Genomic DNA, 19,733 nt, shown 5'->3' on the forward strand with positions numbered 1-19,733 from the left:
TTCCCCTTTGGTTAATTGTGGCACAAACTTAAGAAAACGAAAATATAAATCAAACGAAATGATTGGCACAGAATTTCCCACCCGTCAAGTGGTAAAATAAACGAGGGATTCATCACCCAATAATTTTTTTATACTATCTACAAACGCATCGGTCGGATTAACTTTGAAATCGACCGCAAATTCTCTTGACGATCCGATATCCCTAACGCAAACCAGGACAGGAATGCTGCCCTGATTCTCCTCCATAATCATTTTAATAAGATTGATAACATATTCGTCGTGCAAAGAGGAATCGAGAATAATTCCGATCCGTTTTGTCAGTTTCGATTTTACATTATCGAGAGATATTGCTTCATCCACATGAAGTTTGATAGCGTCTCCGCTGCTTTCAAGTTTTCCTTTAACCAGAATAGTTGATTCAGGATGAATCAATTCTCCGAATTCCGAAAAAGGTTTGGAGAACATGAGGCAATCGCACGATCCGCTGAAATCATCCAGGCGGAAGAAAGCCATCTGTCTTCCCTGTCTGTCTGTTTTCGGCGATACATCGGTAATTACACCGCAAGCCCTTACAATCTCATTGAATTGAAATGTTGAAGGTTCCCCTAGATGGACTGTAGCAAAAGAATTGTACTCGGTTTCATATTTTCTTAATGGATGATCGCTTAGATAAAATCCGAGCACCTGCCTCTCTTTCGCAAGCCGTTCTTTATCATCCCATGGACGGACATCCGGAAGCGAGGGCATTTCAAAATCGATTGTTTCGGAAGATCCGCCAAAGAGGCTGTCTGTATGAGAATTTTTAGCTGATTTAATTTTGCTTCCGATTGAAAGTGCTTCTTCGATAGCTGCAAAGTGACCGGCACGCGAACCGCCGGTAGAGTCGAATGCACCAGCAAGTACAAGACCTTCCAGGGCACGCTTGTTTACTATTCTGGTATCAACATGAGAGCAGAAATCGTAAATGCCTGTAAAATCCCTTCCTAATTCCTGATGAACTCTATTAATCTCTTCAACTGCCTGGATGCCGACATTTTTAATTGCAGCCATGCCGAAAATTATTTCACCTTTGACTACTTTAAAGTAGACTGAAGGATGATTGATATCAGGCGGTTGAACTTTAACACCGAGTTTCCGGCAGTCTTCTAATAATATCGTTACCTTTTCCGTGCTGTCATATTTGTTGGTAAGATTTGCGGCAAGAAATTCTTCGAGGTAATGAGTCTTTAAATAGGCAGTCTGATAAGCAACCACACTGTAAGCAACAGCGTGAGATTTATTGAAACCGTAATTGGCGAACTTATCGATCGCTTCAAATATCTCTTCGGCAATTTTTTTAGTTATGTTATTTTTTTCGGCGCCGGCAACAAATTTAGCTCTCTGTTCCTGCATCGCTTTAAGATCTTTCTTACCCATCGCTCTTCTTAGAAGATCGGCTTCTGCAAGACTCATCCCCGCAACTTTATTTGCTATCTGAATAACCTGTTCCTGGTAAACAATTATTCCGTAAGTTTCTTTGAGTATCGGTTCCAGAACGGCATGAAGGTATGCAATTTTTTTCCGGCCGTGCTTGCGTGCAATGAAATCGTCTATAAAGTCCATCGGGCCCGGGCGGTAGAGTGCGTTCATTGCTGCAAGATCTGTAATACTGGAAGGCTTCAGCTTTTTGAGGTATTCACGCATCGGGGCGGATTCAAACTGGAATACAGCGGTGGTTTGGCCTCTTCCGAAAAGTTCGTATGTTCTTAAATCGTCGGTCGGAATTTCTTCAATATCTATTTCAATTCCCCTGTTCTGCTTAACAAGTTCAATAGTATCGCGAATGATCGAGAGAGTATCGAGACCGAGGAAATCCATTTTCAGCAGACCGGCGTCCTCGAGGTCTTTCATATTGAACTGAGTTACAATAACACCTTCGTCTCCGTAAGTAGCAAGGGGAACAAATTCGCTTACATCGCCCGGAGTAATAACAACCCCGGCAGCGTGTTTGGATGCATTCCGGTTCATCCCTTCCAGTATTCTGGCATACTTGAGAAGTTCTTTAATTGTAGGGTCATCAGATTTTTTAAGCCATGCGAGTTCGGCTACCTCTTCGAGAGCCTGATCGATTGTAAAAACTCTTCCGAATTTTGACGGAATCCATTTAGTAATACTATCCACCTGCGGAATAGGAATTTTAAGAACTCTTGCAACATCCCTTATAACCTGTTTTGACGAAAGGCGGTTGAATGTAATAATCTGCGCAACCGAATTCTCTCCGTATTTTTCCTTAACATAGGTGATTACTTCCTCCCGTTTATCGTCAGCAAAATCAACATCGATATCAGGCATCGATTTACGTGCAGGATTTAAAAATCTTTCAAATAGAAGATTGTACTGAAGAGGATTAACATTGGTGATACCGAGAGCATACGCAACAAGACTTCCTGCGGCACTTCCCCGTCCCGGCCCAACCGGAATTCCTCTCTTCTTAGAAGCATTTATAAAATCCTGAACAATCAGGAAATAACCTGAGTAGCCCATCTTATTGATTACATCAAGCTCGTACTTAAAACGATCTTCAATCTCCGGTGTAATTGTTTTAAATTTTTTATCCAGACGTTCATAAGCAAGTTGAACAAGGTATTCATCCAGGTTTTTTGCAGTTGAAGTTTCCGGAATCGGAAAGATCGGGAAGTGGTAATCTCCGAATTCAAGTTCTAGATTTATTTTTTCTTCAATCTCCAGAGTATTTTCGATTGCGCCTTTATAATTCATGAAAATATTTTTCATCTCATCGGCGGTTTTGAAATAGATCTGATCTGTACCGTACCGGAGTTCCCGGTAATCCGCGGTACCGGTTTTATCGCCTAGCATTATAAGGATGTTATGCGCGATCGCATGATCTTTATCGATATAGTGAATATCATTGGTTGCGACAAGTTTAGCGCCGATGTCTGCCGAGAGTTTCGGCATTGCCGAGAGGATCGGTTTTTCGATTGCAAGTCCGTGATCCTGAATCTCAAGGTAAAAATCATCGCCGAAGATCTCTTTCAGTCTGACCGCAATTTCTCTTGCCTTCGCGTATTCGTCATTTATAAGATGAGTCGAAATCGGTCCGGCAGGACAGGCAGAAGTACAGACCAGACCTTCGCTGTACTTCTCCAAAATTTCAAGATCGATTCGCGGACGGTAGTAGAATCCTTCGAGATGACCGATAGTAGTCATCTTAATTAAATTATTGTAGCCCGTTTTATTTTTCGCAAGAAGAAGAAGATGATTGTAATGTTTAGATTTTTTTCTGCCGTTTTCAAAATCGCCCGATTTATCGAAACGGGAACGGTCGAATGTAACGTAAGCTTCCATTCCAACGAGAGGCTTAATTCCTTCTTTCTTCGCTTTCTTATAAAATTCTGAAACACCGAACATCACACCGTGATCAGTTAAAGCAACGGCGTGCATATTATTTTTCTTCGCGGTTAAAACTAGATCTTCAACTGTACAGGCGCCATCCTGCAAACTGTAATGTGAATGATTATGTATGTGAATAAAATCTGACATGTTGGGGGTTCTTAGTTCTTTGTTCTTGGTTTTTAGTTCTTAGTTCTTAGTTAGATTTATCCCGTTCATGGTTGCTGATCTAAAAATTCTAATTCTCAAATTCTGCATCTCTACTTCGTTCCGGTATGCCCGAAACCGCCTTCTCCTCTTCCGCTGTTATTAAGATCGTTCGAAAGATCAAGTTCCGCTTTATATACTTTCGATAAAACCATCTGTGCAATACGGTCGCCTCGTTTAACAACAAAGTCCTCCGGCCCGAAGTTGAAAAGAATCACTTTAATTTCGCCCCTGTAATCGGAGTCGATTGTACCCGGAGAATTTAAAACACCAATTCCGTTTTTGGCTGCCAGTCCGCTCCTCGGTCTTACTTCTATCTCATAACCGTAAGGAATTTCCACACGCAAATTTGTCGGGACTAGCGTGAAACTCCCTTTACCGATTACCAGGTCGTTCTCCAACGCGGCACGAAGATCAAGCCCGCTGCTGCCTCCGGTTGCGTATTCCGGAAGCGGTATATCATCAAATCTGTTCTCTATTCTCTGAATCTTAATTAAAATTTTTTCCATAATTTTTTCCGCAGAAATACAATCAGGCTTTAGTTGTGAAATAAAAATTCTACTCAGCGGTTTTAATTCTTAACAGCAATCTGGCCATATGTTTGATTTCACTTACCTCAATTATTTTCAAAATAAAAGATGCGGCGATAAATGCAAACAGTATGCTGAATTTAATTACAAACGAAAATTCATAATTGAAATAGATATAATAATAGATTATACAGGTAGTAATCAGAAGCAGCAGGATCTTTGATATTTTCCAGTATTCGTATTTTATTTTATAAAACTTCTGTGAAATAACGAAAAGTCCCGCCGACATAGTTACATAAGAAAAAAGAGTTGCCAGTGCCGCACCCAATATTCCTATTGAAGGAATCAGAATAAAATTGGCAGCAATATTAATTGCCGCACCTATACCGGTTACAAGCGGAAAATATTTTGTTTTTTCCTCTATATATATTCCTGCCGTAAAATTCACAAAGAGTCCGTGGAACAGGTAACCGAGAAGGACTGCGGGAACTATATAAAGCCCGCCCAGATATTTCTTACCGATTATAGTTTTACCGTTCAGTATTTCCCAGCTTGCAAAATCGCTCACGAATAAAGTTAGAATAATCCAGATGATACTTGCCGCCAGCAGAAAGAGTGTGAGAATCCTGGAAAAAAGTTCTTTGGCATTCTCCTCTTTAGCATTATTAAGAAAGAAGGGCTGCCACGCGTAATGAAACATTGAGACGAAGAGCATCATAAAGATGCCGAGTTTGTAATTTGCCTGGTATATACCGAGCGTTTTAGAATCTGTAAGTGCCTGAACAATAGGTCGATCGATCACCTGAACCATCATTGCAGCAAGGGAACCGGGAAGATAGGGTAAACCGAACTTCAGCATTTTAATGACGATTTCACGGTCAATTCTGAAATTAAAATTGAGTGTAATTTCTGGTATAAGAGCTGTAAACGAAAAAATTGAAGCAACAAGGTTGCTTATAAAAATTGCTTCAATCCCCATATTGAATTTTAAAATTAATATCAGATTAAGTGAAATATTGAGAATGATATTCGAAAGTTTTATAAGCGTAAACTGACCGGCTTTTCTTTTAAGACGTAGACTGGCAAACGGAATTAATGCAATTGCATCGAGAATAAGAATGAGTATGAAATAATAGTAGATACTGGAATACTTTTCCGGAATTTCCATTAACGGAATTACAATTCCGCTGCCAAGATAAAGTACAGAAGCAAGTATTAAAGAAGTGATCAGGACAAACAGAAAAGGGGTGGAGAAATTATCTTTTTTCTTTTCAGGATCGGCAACTGAATAATACTTCATAAAAGCCGCATCCATTCCGTAAATAAACACAATAACCAGAAGCGCCATATAGGCATAGATATTAGAATAGACACCGAAATCACTCTCAGTAATTGACGGGGCATTAGTATAAAACGGGATCAGGAGGAAACCGAGAAATCTACCCACAATAGTGCTGATTCCGTAAATAATAGTGTCTTTGGTAAGTTCTTTAATTTTTTCGATCATTATAATTAACAGACCACAAAAACTGGAAAAAGAAATCGATTATTTTTTTTTGAAATAAGGAGCCAGAATATCAGTATATAATTTTGGAGGTCGTACAGCCCTTTTAGTTTCAGCATTCATAAAAACGTGAGTTGTAAAACCTTCGGCAATAATCTCCCCGGTATCTTTTCTTTTAATCACATATTCAATATGAAGCTTCGGTGAATAGAGTTCTCTTACAATCGCGGTTACTGACAACAGATCGTCGTATACGGCCGGTTGTTTGAAGGTTAATCCTGCATGAAGAAGGGGTAGCTGATAACCCGATTTTTCAACCTCGCTGTATGGAAGTCCTAACGAGCGGAGTAATTCTGTTCTCCCCACCTCGAAGTACTCGAGGTATTTTCCATTATAAACAAACTGCATCTTATCCGTATCGGCATAACGTACACGAATTTCTGTAGTATGAGAAATCATTAACGGATTCTCCGGAAAAATTTATTCAACAACAACACCCATTCTGCCGAATTTTTCTAATCTGTTCTGAACCAGTTTTTCTGGTTTGATTTTCATCAGCGCCGAAAGTTCTTCTTTAAGAGTAAGCTTTAAAGTAGCGGCCATCAGTTCATGATTTTTATGGGCACCGCCGAGAGGTTCCGGAATTATACGGTCGATGATACCTTGTTGAAGAAGATCCTCGGCCGTAAGTTTAAGAGCTTCGGCCGCCTGTTCTTTATAATCCCAGCTTCTCCATAAAATACTTGAGCAGGATTCTGGGCTTATAACCGAATACCATGTATTCTGAAGCATTATAATACGGTCGCCGATACCGATTCCGAGAGCCCCGCCGCTGGCGCCTTCGCCGATAATAACTATGATTATCGGGACTTTGAGCCGGCTCATTTCGAGGAGATTGCGTGCTATTGCTTCCGCCTGTCCTCTCTGCTCGGCTTCCAATCCAGGATAAGCGCCGGGAGTATCAATGAGTGTAACGACAGGTTTACCGAATTTTTCGGCGAGCTTCATAAGTCGAAGAGCTTTTCTGTAACCTTCGGGATTCATCATTCCGAAATTCCTGAAGAGATTCGATTTTGTATCCCTGCCCTTCTGCTGGCCGATGAACATAACTTTGAACTCATCCAGTTTTGCAAATCCGCCTACAACGGCATGATCATCTTTAAATTGCCTGTCGCCGTGGAGTTCGATGAATCCTTCGGTCATCATATAGATATAATCTAGAGTGTACGGCCTTTCGGGGTGGCGGGCGAGCTGAACCCTCTGCCAACGGGTAAGATTATCATAAACATTTTTTTTGAGTTCGTTTACTTTTTCTTCAAGAGTCTTAATTTCATTTGAAATATCGAGATGCCCTTCGTACTTACGCATCTCTTCAATTTTATTTTCTAATTCGATAATAGGTTTTTCAAAATCCAGAACATTTTTTGCCATTGTTACTCCGACCTAAAAAACATTTTAGAAAAAGTCCTTCCTAGGATCTCCATGTCGTACCAGATACTCTGGTTCTTGGCATAGAAGAGATCCAGGTTCTTTAATTCAACGGGATCCTGCCTGTCCACATTTTCAATATACCACAATCCCGTTAATCCCGGCTTTCCTATAAAAAGTTCACCGTGGAAAGAAGAATTCAAAGGACCGATGAAACTCTTTTTCCCGGCAAGAACCGACGGAATTCCTAGAATGAATTGAAAAAAATCGCTCTTCTTAGATGTGAACTTGTGGATCAAATATATCAAAGGGTAGACCAAAAGTAAAATTAAAATTAAACTGAAACCGAAGTCGAATATCTGTTTTGTAATCCGATGCGGGAATGAGGAAATATTATACTGGACTTTAAGGAGAGGAATATCGTCGAGCATTTTAATAGAGGATTTGCCGACCAGGTAATCGAGCTCTTTACCGGCAACCATGAATTCAACATTTTCTCCCTGCGATGAGGAAACAGCGGAGAACATCTGATCGAACGAAATATCATCCGAAGAGAAAATTACTCTGTCTATTTTTTCGTCAGCAATAATTTTTTTAATGTTCTCGAGAGTGCCGAGGACTTTGTAACTGCCGATTTGACTTCCGATGTTTCTTCTTGTAAGTCCGATAAAACCGACGATTTGATATAGATTACTGAAATCCGATTTGAGTTTGCCTGTCAGTTCCAAAGCTTTCGTCTCGCTACCGGCGATAAGAGTCCGCGACTTTCGCGTATCGCTTTCAAGTCCTATTCTGAAAATTCCTTTTAGAAAAATCCGCCAGAGCGGAAATGATACAAAGAGAATAATATAAGTAATCAGTACAACCGCACGACTGAAAGCAACCTGTTTGAAGAAGTAAGTAAACGCACTAAGAATAATCAATCCGTAGAAGAGAGAACCGATTGTTCTAAGAGTTGACAAGGATTTTTTCTTATAACTTCCATTCATCAACGAAATAACGACCTGCATAAGAGCCGGTATGAAATAGACCAAGGGCTTGCTGAATTCGGGGAAACCGTTCCAGTTATTATTAGAGTAGACCGATTCCGCGGCACGGACAGCAGCGGCAGCAATTATAAAATCGATCACTATACTCGCAAGGGCAAGCTTATAGACATTGGCAAAGGCAATCAGTTTTCTTAAAATTATTGCAACCTGTAGAATCGATTCAGTTACGAAAGAGGAAGAAAAATGTTTACGAACGAAGAGATGCATTGCATCATAAAACACTTTGGTTTCGTCCATGCTGCTTCTTTTAGTACTTTCGCCCTTGAAGTGAATCACTTCGGTAGTATGGACATAGAAAACCTTATAACCGGATTTCTGAGCCCTGTAACAGAGATCGAGATCCTCACCGTACATGAAGAACCTTGGATCGAAGCCGCCGATTTTCTTATAGAGTTCTCTCCGCATCATCATAAAGGCACCGCTGACAGCATCAACTTCGTAAGTCTCATTTTCCGGAAGAAAGGTAAGGTTGTAGCGCGCGAACAATCTGCTCTTAGGAAAGAGACGGCTAAGTCCCATCACTTTTGTAAATGAGGTCCATGGACCCGGGAAACCTCTTCGGCAGGCAAGCTGAAGAGAGCCATCCGGATTAAGTACTTTGCACCCCGCTATTCCGGCTTCAGTATGGCTTTCGAAGAAGCTGATCATCTCTTTAAGCGTATTCTCTTTAATTATTGTATCAGGATTGATAAGAAGAAGATATTTACCTTCGGCAATCTGAAGCGCCTGATTATTTGCCGCACCGAAACCGGCATTGGATGAATTAACAATTAACTTAACCTCAGGAAATCTCTCTTTCAGCAGTTCAACGCTTCCGTCATCAGACGCATTATCGACAACAATTATTTCGGTTCTTATGTTATTAACGCCGTTCCTAATCGACTGGAGAAGGTTGAGAAGAAACTCCTTCACGTTATAGTTAACAATTATTATGGAGAGATCGATCAGATTATTCATTATTTAAGCGATCCGAATAAACTTTTAAATCTAAGTTTCCAAACCATGAAGACGGCTTCACGAACAATTTTTTTAGACATTTTAGAAGTCCCTTTCACTCTATCAACAAAAACAATCGGCATTTCGGTCAATCTAAACTTCTTCTTCCAGGCTAGAAAATTTATTTCGATCTGAAAGGAATATCCGTTGGAATGGATCCTGTCGAGATCGATCGATTGAAGCACTTCCTTTCTTATGCACTTAAATCCGCCAGTACCATCTTTAACCGGAAGACCGGTTATTACCCGGGTGTAGAGGTTCGCAAAGTAACTAAGTAACAAACGACGGATAGGCCAGTTAATTACTCTTACGCCGTAAATATACCTGCTTCCGATTACAAGGTCGTAAATTGGTATTAGCTCGAGAAAATTCCTTATCTCCTTCGGATCGTGGGAGAAATCGGCATCCATCTGAATGACCGCATCAAAATTATTCTGAAGAGCGAATTTGAATCCGGCTACATATGCCGTTCCGAGTCCCATTTTACCGGGCCGGCTGATAAGATTTATCCTCTTATCATTTTGCGATAATTTTTCAACATAAGCCGTAGTACCGTCTGGAGAATTATCATCAACTACAAGAATATTAATACCGGGATATGATTCGAGAATTTCCGGAATCAATTTCTGAATATTATTCAGTTCGTTATATGTTGGTATAATTACTATAGTTTTCATCTTATGGAATTCACTTAAAATTATAAACGGATTATAGGAAATTAATCATAATGACCTTTTCCGAACAGAACAACAAAAACTGTCCTGAAAAGAATTTTAAAATCCATTCTGAGACTAATATTCTCGATATAAAAAAGGTCGTAACGCAATTTAACTTTAACATCTTCAATGGTTTCATCGTACTTATGTTTCACCTGAGCCCAGCCGGTAATTCCTGGTCTTACTTTTAAGCGTCTTTTATAGAGCGGAATTTCCTCGGAGAGTTTTTCAACAAAGTAAGGGCGTTCGGGCCGCGGGCCAACAAAGCTCATATCACCTTTAAGCACATTATATACCTGGGGGATTTCATCCACTCTGATCTTACGGATAAGTTTTCCGGTTTTAGTAATTCTTGGATCGTCCTTGGTTGACCAGACGGGACCTGTTAATTTTTCGGCATCCTTCACCATAGTTCTGAATTTTACAATGCGGAATATTTTTCCGTTCATACCCATCCGCTCCTGTCTGTAAAAAACAGGGCCGGGGCTTTCCAGTTTAATTGCAAGAGCGGTCAGTAAAGTGAATGGCAGTGTAATTATTATCAGGACAAGTGAAAGAAGGATATCCATAAGCCGTTTCAGTTTTTTTTCCCATTCGGGCATCAGTTCCGGCATAACGTCAATTAGCGGTACACCATAAATCTGTGAAGTGCGGGCCTGTCCGCTTATAATATCATATAAGTCCGGAACAATTTTAATGGATATGTTTTTCCCTTCGCATTTGGATATTATTTCGAGAAGAGTATCTTCGTGATGACGTTCAATCGATATAATAATATTCTTGATGCTGTACTGGTCAATAATCTTCTCAAGGTTGGCGACAATATCTATTACTTTTACATCTTTATATTCTTTTCCCAGGTTTTTACCGAAGACGGCAACATAGGCAACAACATCGAGACCCAAGGCACGGTGATCCAGAATGGTATCATGTATTTGATTAGCTCTTTCATTAAATCCGATAATGAGCGCATTCCTTCTTCCAATACCTTTTATCAAAAGATTGCGCTGAATACTCCGGACAATAAGACGTCCGCTTCCTACAAAGAAAAGGAAGATCAGCCAGTAGAGGAAAATATAGAACCTGAAAGAAGATACAGCACCAGTATTATAATCATCCCACATTATAACGAAAAGAAGAATGAAGATACCTACGAACGATGCCTTGAAGAGTGTGGATAATTCATCAAATCTCGAAAGAGCAAACCAGGTGCGGTACATTCCTACAAATGTGAAGATAATCAGCCAGTAGAAATAAATTGAAAAAAGCGGAAGAAGAAAATCGGGCTGCGACAACAACTGGAACCATCCGGTTTCAACCCTGAGATAAAAAAAGAGAATCCAGGAAAGATTTACCGTAAAGAAATCAGTAACGAGTATAAGGAGTTTTTCAATATTTTTGTTCAATATTTCCTCAAGGATTTAATTCAGATTCGCTAAAACTTTATTTGCCAGATAATCGCCAATTGAAAGAGAACTCGTTGCTGCCGGCGAAGGAGCATTGCAAACATGGAAAATTCTTTTATCCTCGACAATGTAAAAATCGTCGAGCAATCCTCCGTCTCTACTGCATGCCTGAGCGCGTATGCCTGCCCCTCCGGTAATAAGATCGTCCTTTTGAATACCGGGTATCAGCTTTTGAAGTTCACTAACAAAAGCCGACTTGTTGAAAGATTTGTAAAATTCTCCGATGCCGACTTTCCAATTCTTCTTAACAACCTTATGAAAACCGGGGTAAGTAAAAGTTTCGAAAGCATCTTTTATATTAAAACTTGTTTTAGAATATCCTTCCCTTTTGAATGACAGGACGGCATTAGGCCCGGCCTCTCTTTCACCGTTTATCATCCGTGTAAAATGAACACCAAGGAAAGGGAATTCGGGATTCGGTACCGGATAGATCAGATGTTTCACCAGATCTTTCTTTTCATCTTTTATCTTATAATATTCACCGCGGAAAGGAATAATTTTAATCTGAAGATTGGGGTGGGTCATCCTGGCTAAACGGTCCGACTGAAGTCCCGCGCATGTAACAACAAAGTCCGATTGATAAACGGAATTAAAGGTTATCACTTCGCATCCGCTTCCGGAAATTTTAATATCAGTAACTGTCTCATTGAAGAGAATATTAGAGCCGTATTTTAGAATCAACTCAAGATATTTATTGCATACCCCGGTGTAATTTATAATTCCAGTTTGAGGTACTTTGATAGCACCTTTGCAATCAACATGCGGTTCAATTTCACTGACTTCTTCTCTGCTCAACAATTTCAATCCGGTAAGTCCGTTCTGGATTCCGCGTTCATAGAGGTTTTTCATATAAGGAATTTCTTTTTCGGAAGTTGCAACAATTATCTTTCCGCAGATTTCATATTTTACATCATTACTATCGCAGAAATCGAGAAGCATCTTATAACCGTTAATACAGTTTGTTGCTTTCAGGCTGCCGGGTTTATAATAGATACCCGAATGAATAACACCGCTGTTATTTCCTGTCTGATGGCGGGCAACCGAACTTTCCTTTTCCAGGATAAGGATTTTAAGTGAAGGATTTTTTTCGAGGATTTTAAGTGCCGAGGCCAATCCGACAATTCCCGCACCTATCACAATAATGTCATATTTCATTTATCTCTCCGTAGATGTCCAAATTACACTGTGCTGTTTCTTCAAAAATTTTATGAATCCTTCTGCTATCGCCAGGTTAGATACAACAAAAAAATACGGGAGCGAGAATACAGGTATTCTCACTTTAATAAGAGAAAGCAGATAACCGCAAAGAGCGAGCAGATAAAGTATAAACTGAAGATAAAACACTTTCTGTGCAAAAAGATTCTGGTTCATTATCATGTAACTTATAATAAACAGAATAAATAGAAGGAGAGGAAGAAACCACCTTGTTACTTTGTGCGACCAGAATGCATAACTTAAAAATTTATTTTTATCCCACAGAAGATTTTTAAAATAGATCAAAGTCTGAAAATTGGTTGCGCCGAACCGGACTTTTCTTCCATACTCGGCCGAAAGATCCTTTCCCGTATCCTCATAAGCGAGTGCGTCGTTACGGTATGAAAATTTGAAACCACCTGAGATAACCGACAGGGAGATAAACAGATCATCTGTAACCGCTTTAACAACCGGTACAGGATGATAAAGCTCTTTTCTTATTGCAAAAATACCTCCGTTGGCGGCAAGAAGTATTCCGCACCGTCCCTCCAGTTTTTTTATAAAGGTCTCGTATTTCCAGTATTCAACCTCTTCAACCCCTTCGCTTTTACTCGATTCGTTATCGACGAGGACAAGTTTGCCGCATACTCCTCCGATCATTTTATCCGAAAAATCCTCTATAAGATTTCGTAGTGCGTTTCTGTGAAATTTAGTATTTGCATCCGTAAACACTAGGATTTCGTTATTAACTTTTCTGAAGAGTTCGTTCAGAATTCCGGCTTTCCCTTTTCTTTCTTCGGAGAGATAAATATTCAGCCAGTTATATTTTTTTCCCTGTTCAATCAGAATTTCATTTGTTCGGTCGGTAGAGAGATCGGAGCCGATAAAGACTTCAATTTTATTCAGGTCATAATTGAGTTCGGAGATATTTTTGATCCGTTCCTCAATAACTTTTTCCTCATTATAAGCAGCGATAAGAATAGATACTTTGGGTTCAAAGCCGGATTCGGTTTTGGGTCCGGAATGTTTTCTGCTTTTAAAATAAATAACAACAGGATAAAGAAAAAAGGAATTGAGGATAAGAAATCCCGCCAGATAAAATAATATTTCACCTAAATAGATCATTCCCCGCCTTTCAGCAACTTACGGTATGTATCTTCAAATTTTTCAGCAATCGACTCCCAAAGATAATTCTCTTTAATGAATTCTTTTCCTTTCAGGGATATATTTTTACCATCAAATTTCTCATCGAAGAATTCGATAATTAAAGATTCAAACCCTAACTCATTCTCCGCAACAAGAATCTCCTTACCGTTTTCAACCGGAATTCCTTCCATTCCCATCGGAGTTGTAACAATATTAACACCGGAGGCAAGCAGTTCAAGGATCTTAACTCTTATACCGCTCCCTATCCTGAGCGGAACAATAGCAAGGGACTTGTCCGCCAATTCTTGGAATATATCCTTCACAAATCCCTTAACAATTATATTATCTTTCACGGACTCGGGAAAGAAAAATTTTCCGGGTATTCCCCCGCCGTAGTGATAAAGTTTTACGTCTTTGAATTTTCTTACAATTGCCGGGAAAATACAATTAACAAACCACTTAAAACCGTCGTAGTTCGGATACCAATCAAGCGAACCGATATGAACCAAGGAATATTTTTCAATTTCAGTTCTATTTACTTCCAGCAGTTCCTTTTCAATACCGAGGGGAATAGTAACGGTTTTTACATGCGGATTAAACCGCTTTAATCTTCTTTCATCCTCGGCGCTCATCATAATAACGCAGTCGAAGCGGGAGCAGAGAACCGGTTCATATTTTATAAATTTTCTATACTGAATATAGGCATAGAATTTCAGAAGAGGATTCGATTGTTTTTTGTAATACCTCTCCATAATTGTCAATTCAAGATTCTCCTGCCGCAATACAACCGGTGTGTCGCACAGACTTCTTATCCTGTCAACAATCCATCCCATGTGAGCATTGGTAATATGAATAATATCATATTTATTTTTTTTAAGATGACCGGAAATAAAAGAATCAAGTTCGGGACGGACATACTTGCTTAGGTTGTAAGGAGTTTTGCTGAAGAGATTTACGACGGCACCAGCAATGCTGTTCCGGGTAATCAGATCGAGCGGATACAGTTTTGCGTATTTTTCTATTTCACTAATATCATTTCGAAAATCCTTCTGCTGGCTGTAAGCAATTACATCAATTTCATGACCGCACTGCCGAAGATATTTGATAACACCCCACATACTTTTCGTATGGCCATCGACAGGAGGATAAGGAATTTTCGGAAGTATCTGTAGTATCCGCATCTTATTTAGACCTGTTTACTGGGTAAACAAATAATTGCCTGAAAAAATAATATCCTTTCAGAATCGTATTCCTGTTAAAAGATACTGCTCCGACAACTGAAAATATGAAGCCTCTGAGAACCAGTCCTATCCAGTGAAATAAAATTAGAACCATGAAATTAGCGCCGCGAAAGTGTTTCTGATAGAACTGAATCTTGCCTGTAGTTTGATTTTTGAATTTGAACCAGAGATCCGAATCGGCCGAAGCTCCGCCGTAATGGATTATGGAAGTGGAGGGATTAAAAAATACTCTGCCGCCCGAGTCTTTAAAACGTTTGCAGAGGTCTGTTTCTTCAGAATAGAAAAAGAATCTTTCGTCAAATCCTTTCATCTCCATAATTTTTGCGGAGGGACAGAACATGAAAGCCCCGCGTATAACATCCACTTCGACTGGTTCTTCAAAAGTTACCCGGTTCTGCCAGTACTTATCGAATAACTTTTTCCCGGCAAATAACTTATAGAGGAAGAGGTTCTCAGTTATCGTATTCCACAATCCGGGAAATTCAACAACGCTTTCCTGTTTCGAGAGATCTGAATTCAGCAATTGAATCCCCGTAAATACCGGTACGGTTTTCGATTCGGCAAAATCATAAACTGTCTTAATAGAATCCTCTCTAAAAACCGTATCGTTATTCAAGAACAGAATATACTTCCCTTTAACGAACGGCAACGCAACATTATTGGCTGCGGCGAAACCGATATTAGATTCATTTTTAATAAGCCGGACTCCGGAATATTTTGCGGTAAGCTTCTCGATATTTCCGGAAGTTGAATTGTTATCAACTACGAATATTTCATTCACAGTTCCTTTACAGAAATTGAATAACGATCCGAGACACTTATCTAGAAGATCGAAGGCGTTGTAATTTACAATAATAATTGATACATCTATCTGTGAAGGTACCGGCTCCATTTTTCCCTGTTGATTAACTTAAAGATGAGATTCCATTCCTCATTTTCAAAGTAGCCGAATATTTTAAGAGAGAAAAGAATCGATGTTAATGAAAGTATAAGATAGACCAGAAGCGGGAGAAATGAGAAGAGAAATATCAGCAGAGCAACTGCTGTGGCCCAAATAATAAAACGGAGGTTTATAAATGATAGACTGAATTTATTTCTGTTCAATGCCCAGAAGAGAAAAGCGAATCCTGTAAATCCGGCAATCACTTTCGAGAATCCTACTCCCGCGTAGGAAAATTCCGGGATAAGCAGAACATTCAAAATTGTATTTGATGAAACCAGAAGAAACGAATAAAGTAGGTTTATTAACTGCCTTCCGTGTGCTGTAAGAAGATCGAGCGTAAAATAGTTGAAGAACATAAAAACGAGTGACCAGAAAATCATTGCGGCTGGAAGTCCGGCAGCCCGGAATTTTGCACCGAAGAGAATTGTTATTATCGATTCCGACCTGAAAGAAAAAACCAGAGCAAGTGCAAATGAAACCAGGAAGAGTACTTTGTAAACCAGCGAGTTTATCGAATCGGTTTTTAACCTGTCTGTAATATTCTTAACCAGGAACGGGAAAACCGTTGTAACCACTACATTCGGAATAATATTAAGAGGCATTGTAAGCCTTGTAGCAACCGAATAAATACCTGCGGAATACTCGTCCTTGTAAAAAGTTAACAAGACAACATCGAACTGCTGATATACAATAGCGAGCAGAACGAATCCTGCCAGCGGAGCCGATTCCTTAAGAAGCCAGGCAGCTTTATAAAAAATGATCTTCGGCTTAAAATTGAATTTTTTCTCGAGATAGATGAATTGAAGGACAAATCCGGGCAGTGTTGAAAAAACATATGCCAGAACAAAGTAATAGATCCCCCCATTCACTAAGGGCATAATCGCAACAAGTATAAGGAAGAGAAGGCTGTCGAGTATAGTTAGTGTCATCGGGTAGTGCATCTTTAGATGAACCTTGAACGGTGTTGAAAGAAGCTCCCGGAAATTTGCCATCCTTGTAGAAAAGATTATGCTTACAAATAAAATATTCGAGAGTATGAATTCCTCGGTTGTAAAATCGATCAGATAGATTACCAGATCGAAGACTGCCAGCACAGCTATGAAAAGAACCAGCCGAATCGAGATTGCGCTGTTAAGAAAGTTGTCGTCACCAGATTCTTTTGAGGATTCACGGAAGACGATTGGACCGAGACCGAAATCGATCACCTTCGATAGAATTCCAACAATTGCAACGAGGTAGCCGAATTTGCCGAAATCGTGAACCGATAAAAATCTTGCAGCCAGGACAAATGCCGCAAAATTAAGGGCAAGCGATAAACCCTGTCCGACCGACAATGAAAAAATATTTTTAGTGATCTTCTGGATAGAATGCCTTCAATTAATAAATTAATTATAGCCGGGCGCCGGTCATAAAAATACCTACATTATCTTTAAATGCCGATGCAAAATATTAAATTATCACGAACTTTATAATCAATTATATATTAATTGGTTATTCCTGACATGGAAGTTATATTTGGCCTAATAAAATTATGATTAACAGCAGGTGATTACAAATATGATTAATAAGGATATACCGGTTTTCATTCTTTGCGGCGGACTCGGTACCCGGTTAAAGGAAGAAACCGAATTCAGACCCAAACCGATGGTTCCCGTTGGGGATAAACCAATTCTCTGGCATATAATGAATTCATACAGCAAATTCGGATTCAAGAAATTCATTCTCTGTCTCGGTTTCAAATCGGAAATTATTAAGTCCTATTTTTTGAATTATTCATCTCTCAACAGCGATTTTACCGTAAATCTTCAGAACAATGAAATTACGGTTCATTCAGTCGGTCACAATTTGAACTGGGAGGTTACACTTGCCTATACCGGTGAATTGAACATGACGGGAAGCAGAATAGCGATAGCTGCGGAAAAGTACTTAGGACCTTCTGAAGACTTTGCCGTTACATACGGTGACGGATTAACAAATGCCAACCTTAAAGAGGAATTTGAATTCCACAAACAACACGGTAAGATTGGGACCATATTAGGCACAAACCCGCCATCGAGATTCGGATCAATCAAACTGAATGGAGAAATTGTTGAGGAATTCAGCGAGAAACCTGAATTCGAGGATGAATGGATTAACGGCGGCTATTTTTTCTTCAAGCGGGAATTTTTATCCTACTTATCCAAAGATGAAAAGTGCATTCTGGAACGTCAGCCTTTAGTTAAGCTTGCATCGGACAGGCAGCTGCAGATGTTCCGGCATAAAGGATTCTGGGCATGTATGGATACTCAAAGAGACAGAGAATATTTAAATCAATTATGGAATAGCGGCAACGTTCCGTGGTAAACTAACAAGCAAACTGGAATTAATGAATGAGAGTATTACTAACCGGCCACAAAGGATATATCGGCGCACATCTGTTAGAAATATTAAAAGAGGAAGGCCATTCGGTAACCGGCGTGGATCTGAATTTATTTCCCGAAGCCGAATGGGAGAATACAGTAAAGCCTGACAGAGAATTACTGAAAGATTTCCGGAATCTCCAACCGAATGAAATTGAAAATCACGATTGTGTAATGCACCTTGCGGCAATATCGAACGATCCGATGGGCGACCTGGTAGAACAACTTACTTACAATATAAACCTGCATGGATCTGTCAATCTGGCAAGAAAAGCAAAAGAAGCCGGGATTCCTAGATTTCTTTTTTCCGGAAGCTGTTCCGTATACGGTAAAGGTGTTAACCTGGACCTTGATGAAAACTCCACATTAAATCCGGTATCTGCATACGCGGTTTCAAAAGTAAAATCGGAAGTAGAAATAGGAAAACTTGCCGATCAGAATTTTTCTCCGGTCTTCCTGCGAAATTCAACCGCTTACGGATTCTCTCCCGTCTTACGAATTGATCTGGTAGTAAACAACCTTCTGGCATGCGCAATTTCAAGAAATGAAATCCGGATAATGAGTGACGGAACTCCATGGCGCCCGTTGATTCATGCCCGTGACATCGCAAGAGCATTCATTGCTTTTGCAAATGCTCCCGCACAGGAAATTCATAATAAGGCAATTAATATAGGTGCCAATCATGAAAACTATCAGGTGAAGGACGTTGCAGAAAACGTCGGTAAACTTATACCATCTGCAAAAATCGTCTTTACCGGAGAAGTCGGCGAGGATCCTAGAAATTACAGAGTAAATTTTGACTTGTTGAATAAAGTCCTGCCCGGTTTTAAACTTGAATACAATCTGGAAAAAGGGATGGAGGAATTATATTCTAAATATAGAGAACACAATTTTAATCTAAGCGATTTTGAAGGTGACCGTTTTGTTAGATTAAGAACACTAAAAAAGAAATTAGGGCAATTCGGAGAATAGCAGAGATGAAATTTATTCCTACACCATTAATCGGCGCATATGTAATTGAGTTGGAAAAGCGCGGGGACGACCGGGGATTTTTTGCACGCGCATTCTGTGTTAAAGAATTTGAATCGAATGGGCTTAACAGGAATATTGTGCAGATTAACAATTCTTTGAGTAAGGACACCGGTACGCTGAGGGGAATGCATTATCAACTGGCTCCTAAGTCCGAAGATAAAATAGTGCGGTGTATAAGTGGCCGGTTATATGATGTAATTATTGATCTTCGCCCGGAATCCAAAACATTTAAAAACTGGTTTGGTGTAGAGCTTAGTGCTGAAAACAGATTATCGCTGTATGTACCGAAAGGATTCGCGCACGGATTTATAACTCTTGAGGAGAACACAGAAGCATTTTATCTGGTCACCGAATTTTATTCGCCCGAGCATGAGAGAGGCATCCGTTATAATGATCCGGAGTTTAACATAAAATGGCCGATAGAGCCGAAGATAATTTCGGATAAAGATTTGAATCACCCAGATTTCAACCAATCATATCATTTAAAGTAAA

The 19,733-nt window shown here is 39.7% G+C and carries 16 protein-coding genes; 3 read left to right on the forward strand and 13 right to left on the reverse strand.

All coding sequences use genetic code 11. The features are described from left to right. Positions 1-84: 84 nt before the first annotated feature. From dnaE to PLZ15_14445, 13 genes are all read right to left on the reverse strand, one after another. Positions 85-3,540: a DNA polymerase III subunit alpha gene (dnaE, locus tag PLZ15_14385; GenBank protein HOI30930.1), complete on the reverse strand. Its 3,456-nt coding sequence runs from the start codon at positions 3,538-3,540 to the stop codon at positions 85-87. A 110-nt stretch (positions 3,541-3,650) separates the two neighbouring features. Further along, the gene (gene dut / locus PLZ15_14390; protein ID HOI30931.1) at positions 3,651-4,106 is read right to left on the reverse strand and encodes a dUTP diphosphatase; all 456 of its coding nucleotides are present in this window, start codon (positions 4,104-4,106) and stop codon (positions 3,651-3,653) included. Between the two features lie 49 nt (positions 4,107-4,155). Then, positions 4,156-5,634, reverse strand: coding sequence for an oligosaccharide flippase family protein (locus tag PLZ15_14395; GenBank protein ID HOI30932.1), 1,479 nt, complete (start codon positions 5,632-5,634; stop codon positions 4,156-4,158). Between the two features lie 39 nt (positions 5,635-5,673). After that, the gene (locus PLZ15_14400) at positions 5,674-6,090 is read right to left on the reverse strand and encodes a thioesterase family protein (protein ID HOI30933.1); all 417 of its coding nucleotides are present in this window, start codon (positions 6,088-6,090) and stop codon (positions 5,674-5,676) included. A gap of 21 nt (positions 6,091-6,111) precedes the next feature. After that, complete coding sequence (locus PLZ15_14405) at positions 6,112-7,062, reverse strand: acetyl-CoA carboxylase carboxyltransferase subunit alpha (GenBank protein HOI30934.1); 951 nt, start codon at positions 7,060-7,062, stop codon at positions 6,112-6,114. Positions 7,063-7,064: 2 nt separating this feature from the next. Next, entirely contained in the window at positions 7,065-9,065 is a 2,001-nt protein-coding gene (locus tag PLZ15_14410) for a glycosyltransferase (protein ID HOI30935.1), read from the reverse strand. Further along, positions 9,065-9,781 (reverse strand): polyprenol monophosphomannose synthase, encoded by a 717-nt coding sequence (locus PLZ15_14415; protein ID HOI30936.1) that lies wholly within the window; start codon positions 9,779-9,781, stop codon positions 9,065-9,067. Before PLZ15_14415 ends, PLZ15_14410 begins: the two co-directional genes overlap by 1 nt. A 41-nt stretch (positions 9,782-9,822) precedes the next feature. Next, positions 9,823-11,226, reverse strand: coding sequence for a sugar transferase (locus PLZ15_14420; protein HOI30937.1), 1,404 nt, complete (start codon positions 11,224-11,226; stop codon positions 9,823-9,825). Between the two features lie 15 nt (positions 11,227-11,241). Continuing rightward, entirely contained in the window at positions 11,242-12,441 is a 1,200-nt protein-coding gene (lhgO, locus tag PLZ15_14425; protein ID HOI30938.1) for an L-2-hydroxyglutarate oxidase, read from the reverse strand. After that, complete coding sequence (locus tag PLZ15_14430) at positions 12,442-13,605, reverse strand: glycosyltransferase (GenBank protein HOI30939.1); 1,164 nt, start codon at positions 13,603-13,605, stop codon at positions 12,442-12,444. It abuts the gene before it with no gap. Continuing rightward, positions 13,602-14,807 carry a glycosyltransferase family 4 protein gene (locus PLZ15_14435; protein HOI30940.1) on the reverse strand — a complete coding sequence of 402 codons (1,206 nt, stop codon included), beginning with the start codon at positions 14,805-14,807 and terminating at the stop codon, positions 13,602-13,604. The genes PLZ15_14430 and PLZ15_14435 overlap by 4 nt, the downstream gene beginning before the upstream one ends. A 1-nt stretch (position 14,808) precedes the next feature. Then, positions 14,809-15,759 (reverse strand): glycosyltransferase family 2 protein, encoded by a 951-nt coding sequence (locus PLZ15_14440; protein HOI30941.1) that lies wholly within the window; start codon positions 15,757-15,759, stop codon positions 14,809-14,811. After that, positions 15,735-17,153, reverse strand: coding sequence for a flippase (locus PLZ15_14445; protein ID HOI30942.1), 1,419 nt, complete (start codon positions 17,151-17,153; stop codon positions 15,735-15,737). The genes PLZ15_14440 and PLZ15_14445 overlap by 25 nt, the downstream gene beginning before the upstream one ends. Positions 17,154-17,367: 214 nt before the next feature. Here PLZ15_14445 and PLZ15_14450 point away from each other — a divergent pair, with 214 nt between their 5' ends. From PLZ15_14450 to rfbC, 3 genes are read left to right on the forward strand one after another with little or no spacing between them, the layout of a single operon-like run. After that, positions 17,368-18,153, forward strand: coding sequence for a glucose-1-phosphate cytidylyltransferase (locus PLZ15_14450; protein HOI30943.1), 786 nt, complete (start codon positions 17,368-17,370; stop codon positions 18,151-18,153). A 26-nt stretch (positions 18,154-18,179) separates the two neighbouring features. Beyond that, the gene (locus tag PLZ15_14455; GenBank protein HOI30944.1) at positions 18,180-19,181 is read left to right on the forward strand and encodes an SDR family oxidoreductase; all 1,002 of its coding nucleotides are present in this window, start codon (positions 18,180-18,182) and stop codon (positions 19,179-19,181) included. 5 nt (positions 19,182-19,186) lie between these two features. Next, entirely contained in the window at positions 19,187-19,732 is a 546-nt protein-coding gene (gene rfbC, locus PLZ15_14460; GenBank protein ID HOI30945.1) for a dTDP-4-dehydrorhamnose 3,5-epimerase, read from the forward strand. Position 19,733 lies beyond the last annotated feature (1 nt).

Source organism: Melioribacteraceae bacterium, assembly GCA_035362835.1.
GTDB lineage: Bacteria > Bacteroidota > Ignavibacteria > Ignavibacteriales > Melioribacteraceae > DSXH01.

Excerpts from the sequence above, each read along its gene's own strand:
- dnaE (HOI30930.1), bottom strand. The coding sequence starts at position 3,540 with ATGTCAGATTTTATTCACATACATAATCATTCACATTACAGTTTGCAG.
- dut (HOI30931.1), bottom strand. The coding sequence starts at position 4,106 with ATGGAAAAAATTTTAATTAAGATTCAGAGAATAGAGAACAGATTTGAT.
- PLZ15_14395 (HOI30932.1), bottom strand. The coding sequence starts at position 5,634 with ATGATCGAAAAAATTAAAGAACTTACCAAAGACACTATTATTTACGGA.
- PLZ15_14400 (HOI30933.1), bottom strand. The coding sequence starts at position 6,090 with ATGATTTCTCATACTACAGAAATTCGTGTACGTTATGCCGATACGGAT.
- PLZ15_14405 (HOI30934.1), bottom strand. The coding sequence starts at position 7,062 with ATGGCAAAAAATGTTCTGGATTTTGAAAAACCTATTATCGAATTAGAA.
- PLZ15_14410 (HOI30935.1), bottom strand. The coding sequence starts at position 9,065 with ATGAATAATCTGATCGATCTCTCCATAATAATTGTTAACTATAACGTG.
- PLZ15_14415 (HOI30936.1), bottom strand. The coding sequence starts at position 9,781 with ATGAAAACTATAGTAATTATACCAACATATAACGAACTGAATAATATT.
- lhgO (HOI30938.1), bottom strand. The coding sequence starts at position 12,441 with ATGAAATATGACATTATTGTGATAGGTGCGGGAATTGTCGGATTGGCC.
- PLZ15_14430 (HOI30939.1), bottom strand. The coding sequence starts at position 13,605 with ATGATCTATTTAGGTGAAATATTATTTTATCTGGCGGGATTTCTTATC.
- PLZ15_14435 (HOI30940.1), bottom strand. The coding sequence starts at position 14,807 with ATGCGGATACTACAGATACTTCCGAAAATTCCTTATCCTCCTGTCGAT.
- PLZ15_14440 (HOI30941.1), bottom strand. The coding sequence starts at position 15,759 with ATGGAGCCGGTACCTTCACAGATAGATGTATCAATTATTATTGTAAAT.
- PLZ15_14450 (HOI30943.1), top strand. The coding sequence starts at position 17,368 with ATGATTAATAAGGATATACCGGTTTTCATTCTTTGCGGCGGACTCGGT.
- PLZ15_14455 (HOI30944.1), top strand. The coding sequence starts at position 18,180 with ATGAGAGTATTACTAACCGGCCACAAAGGATATATCGGCGCACATCTG.
- rfbC (HOI30945.1), top strand. The coding sequence starts at position 19,187 with ATGAAATTTATTCCTACACCATTAATCGGCGCATATGTAATTGAGTTG.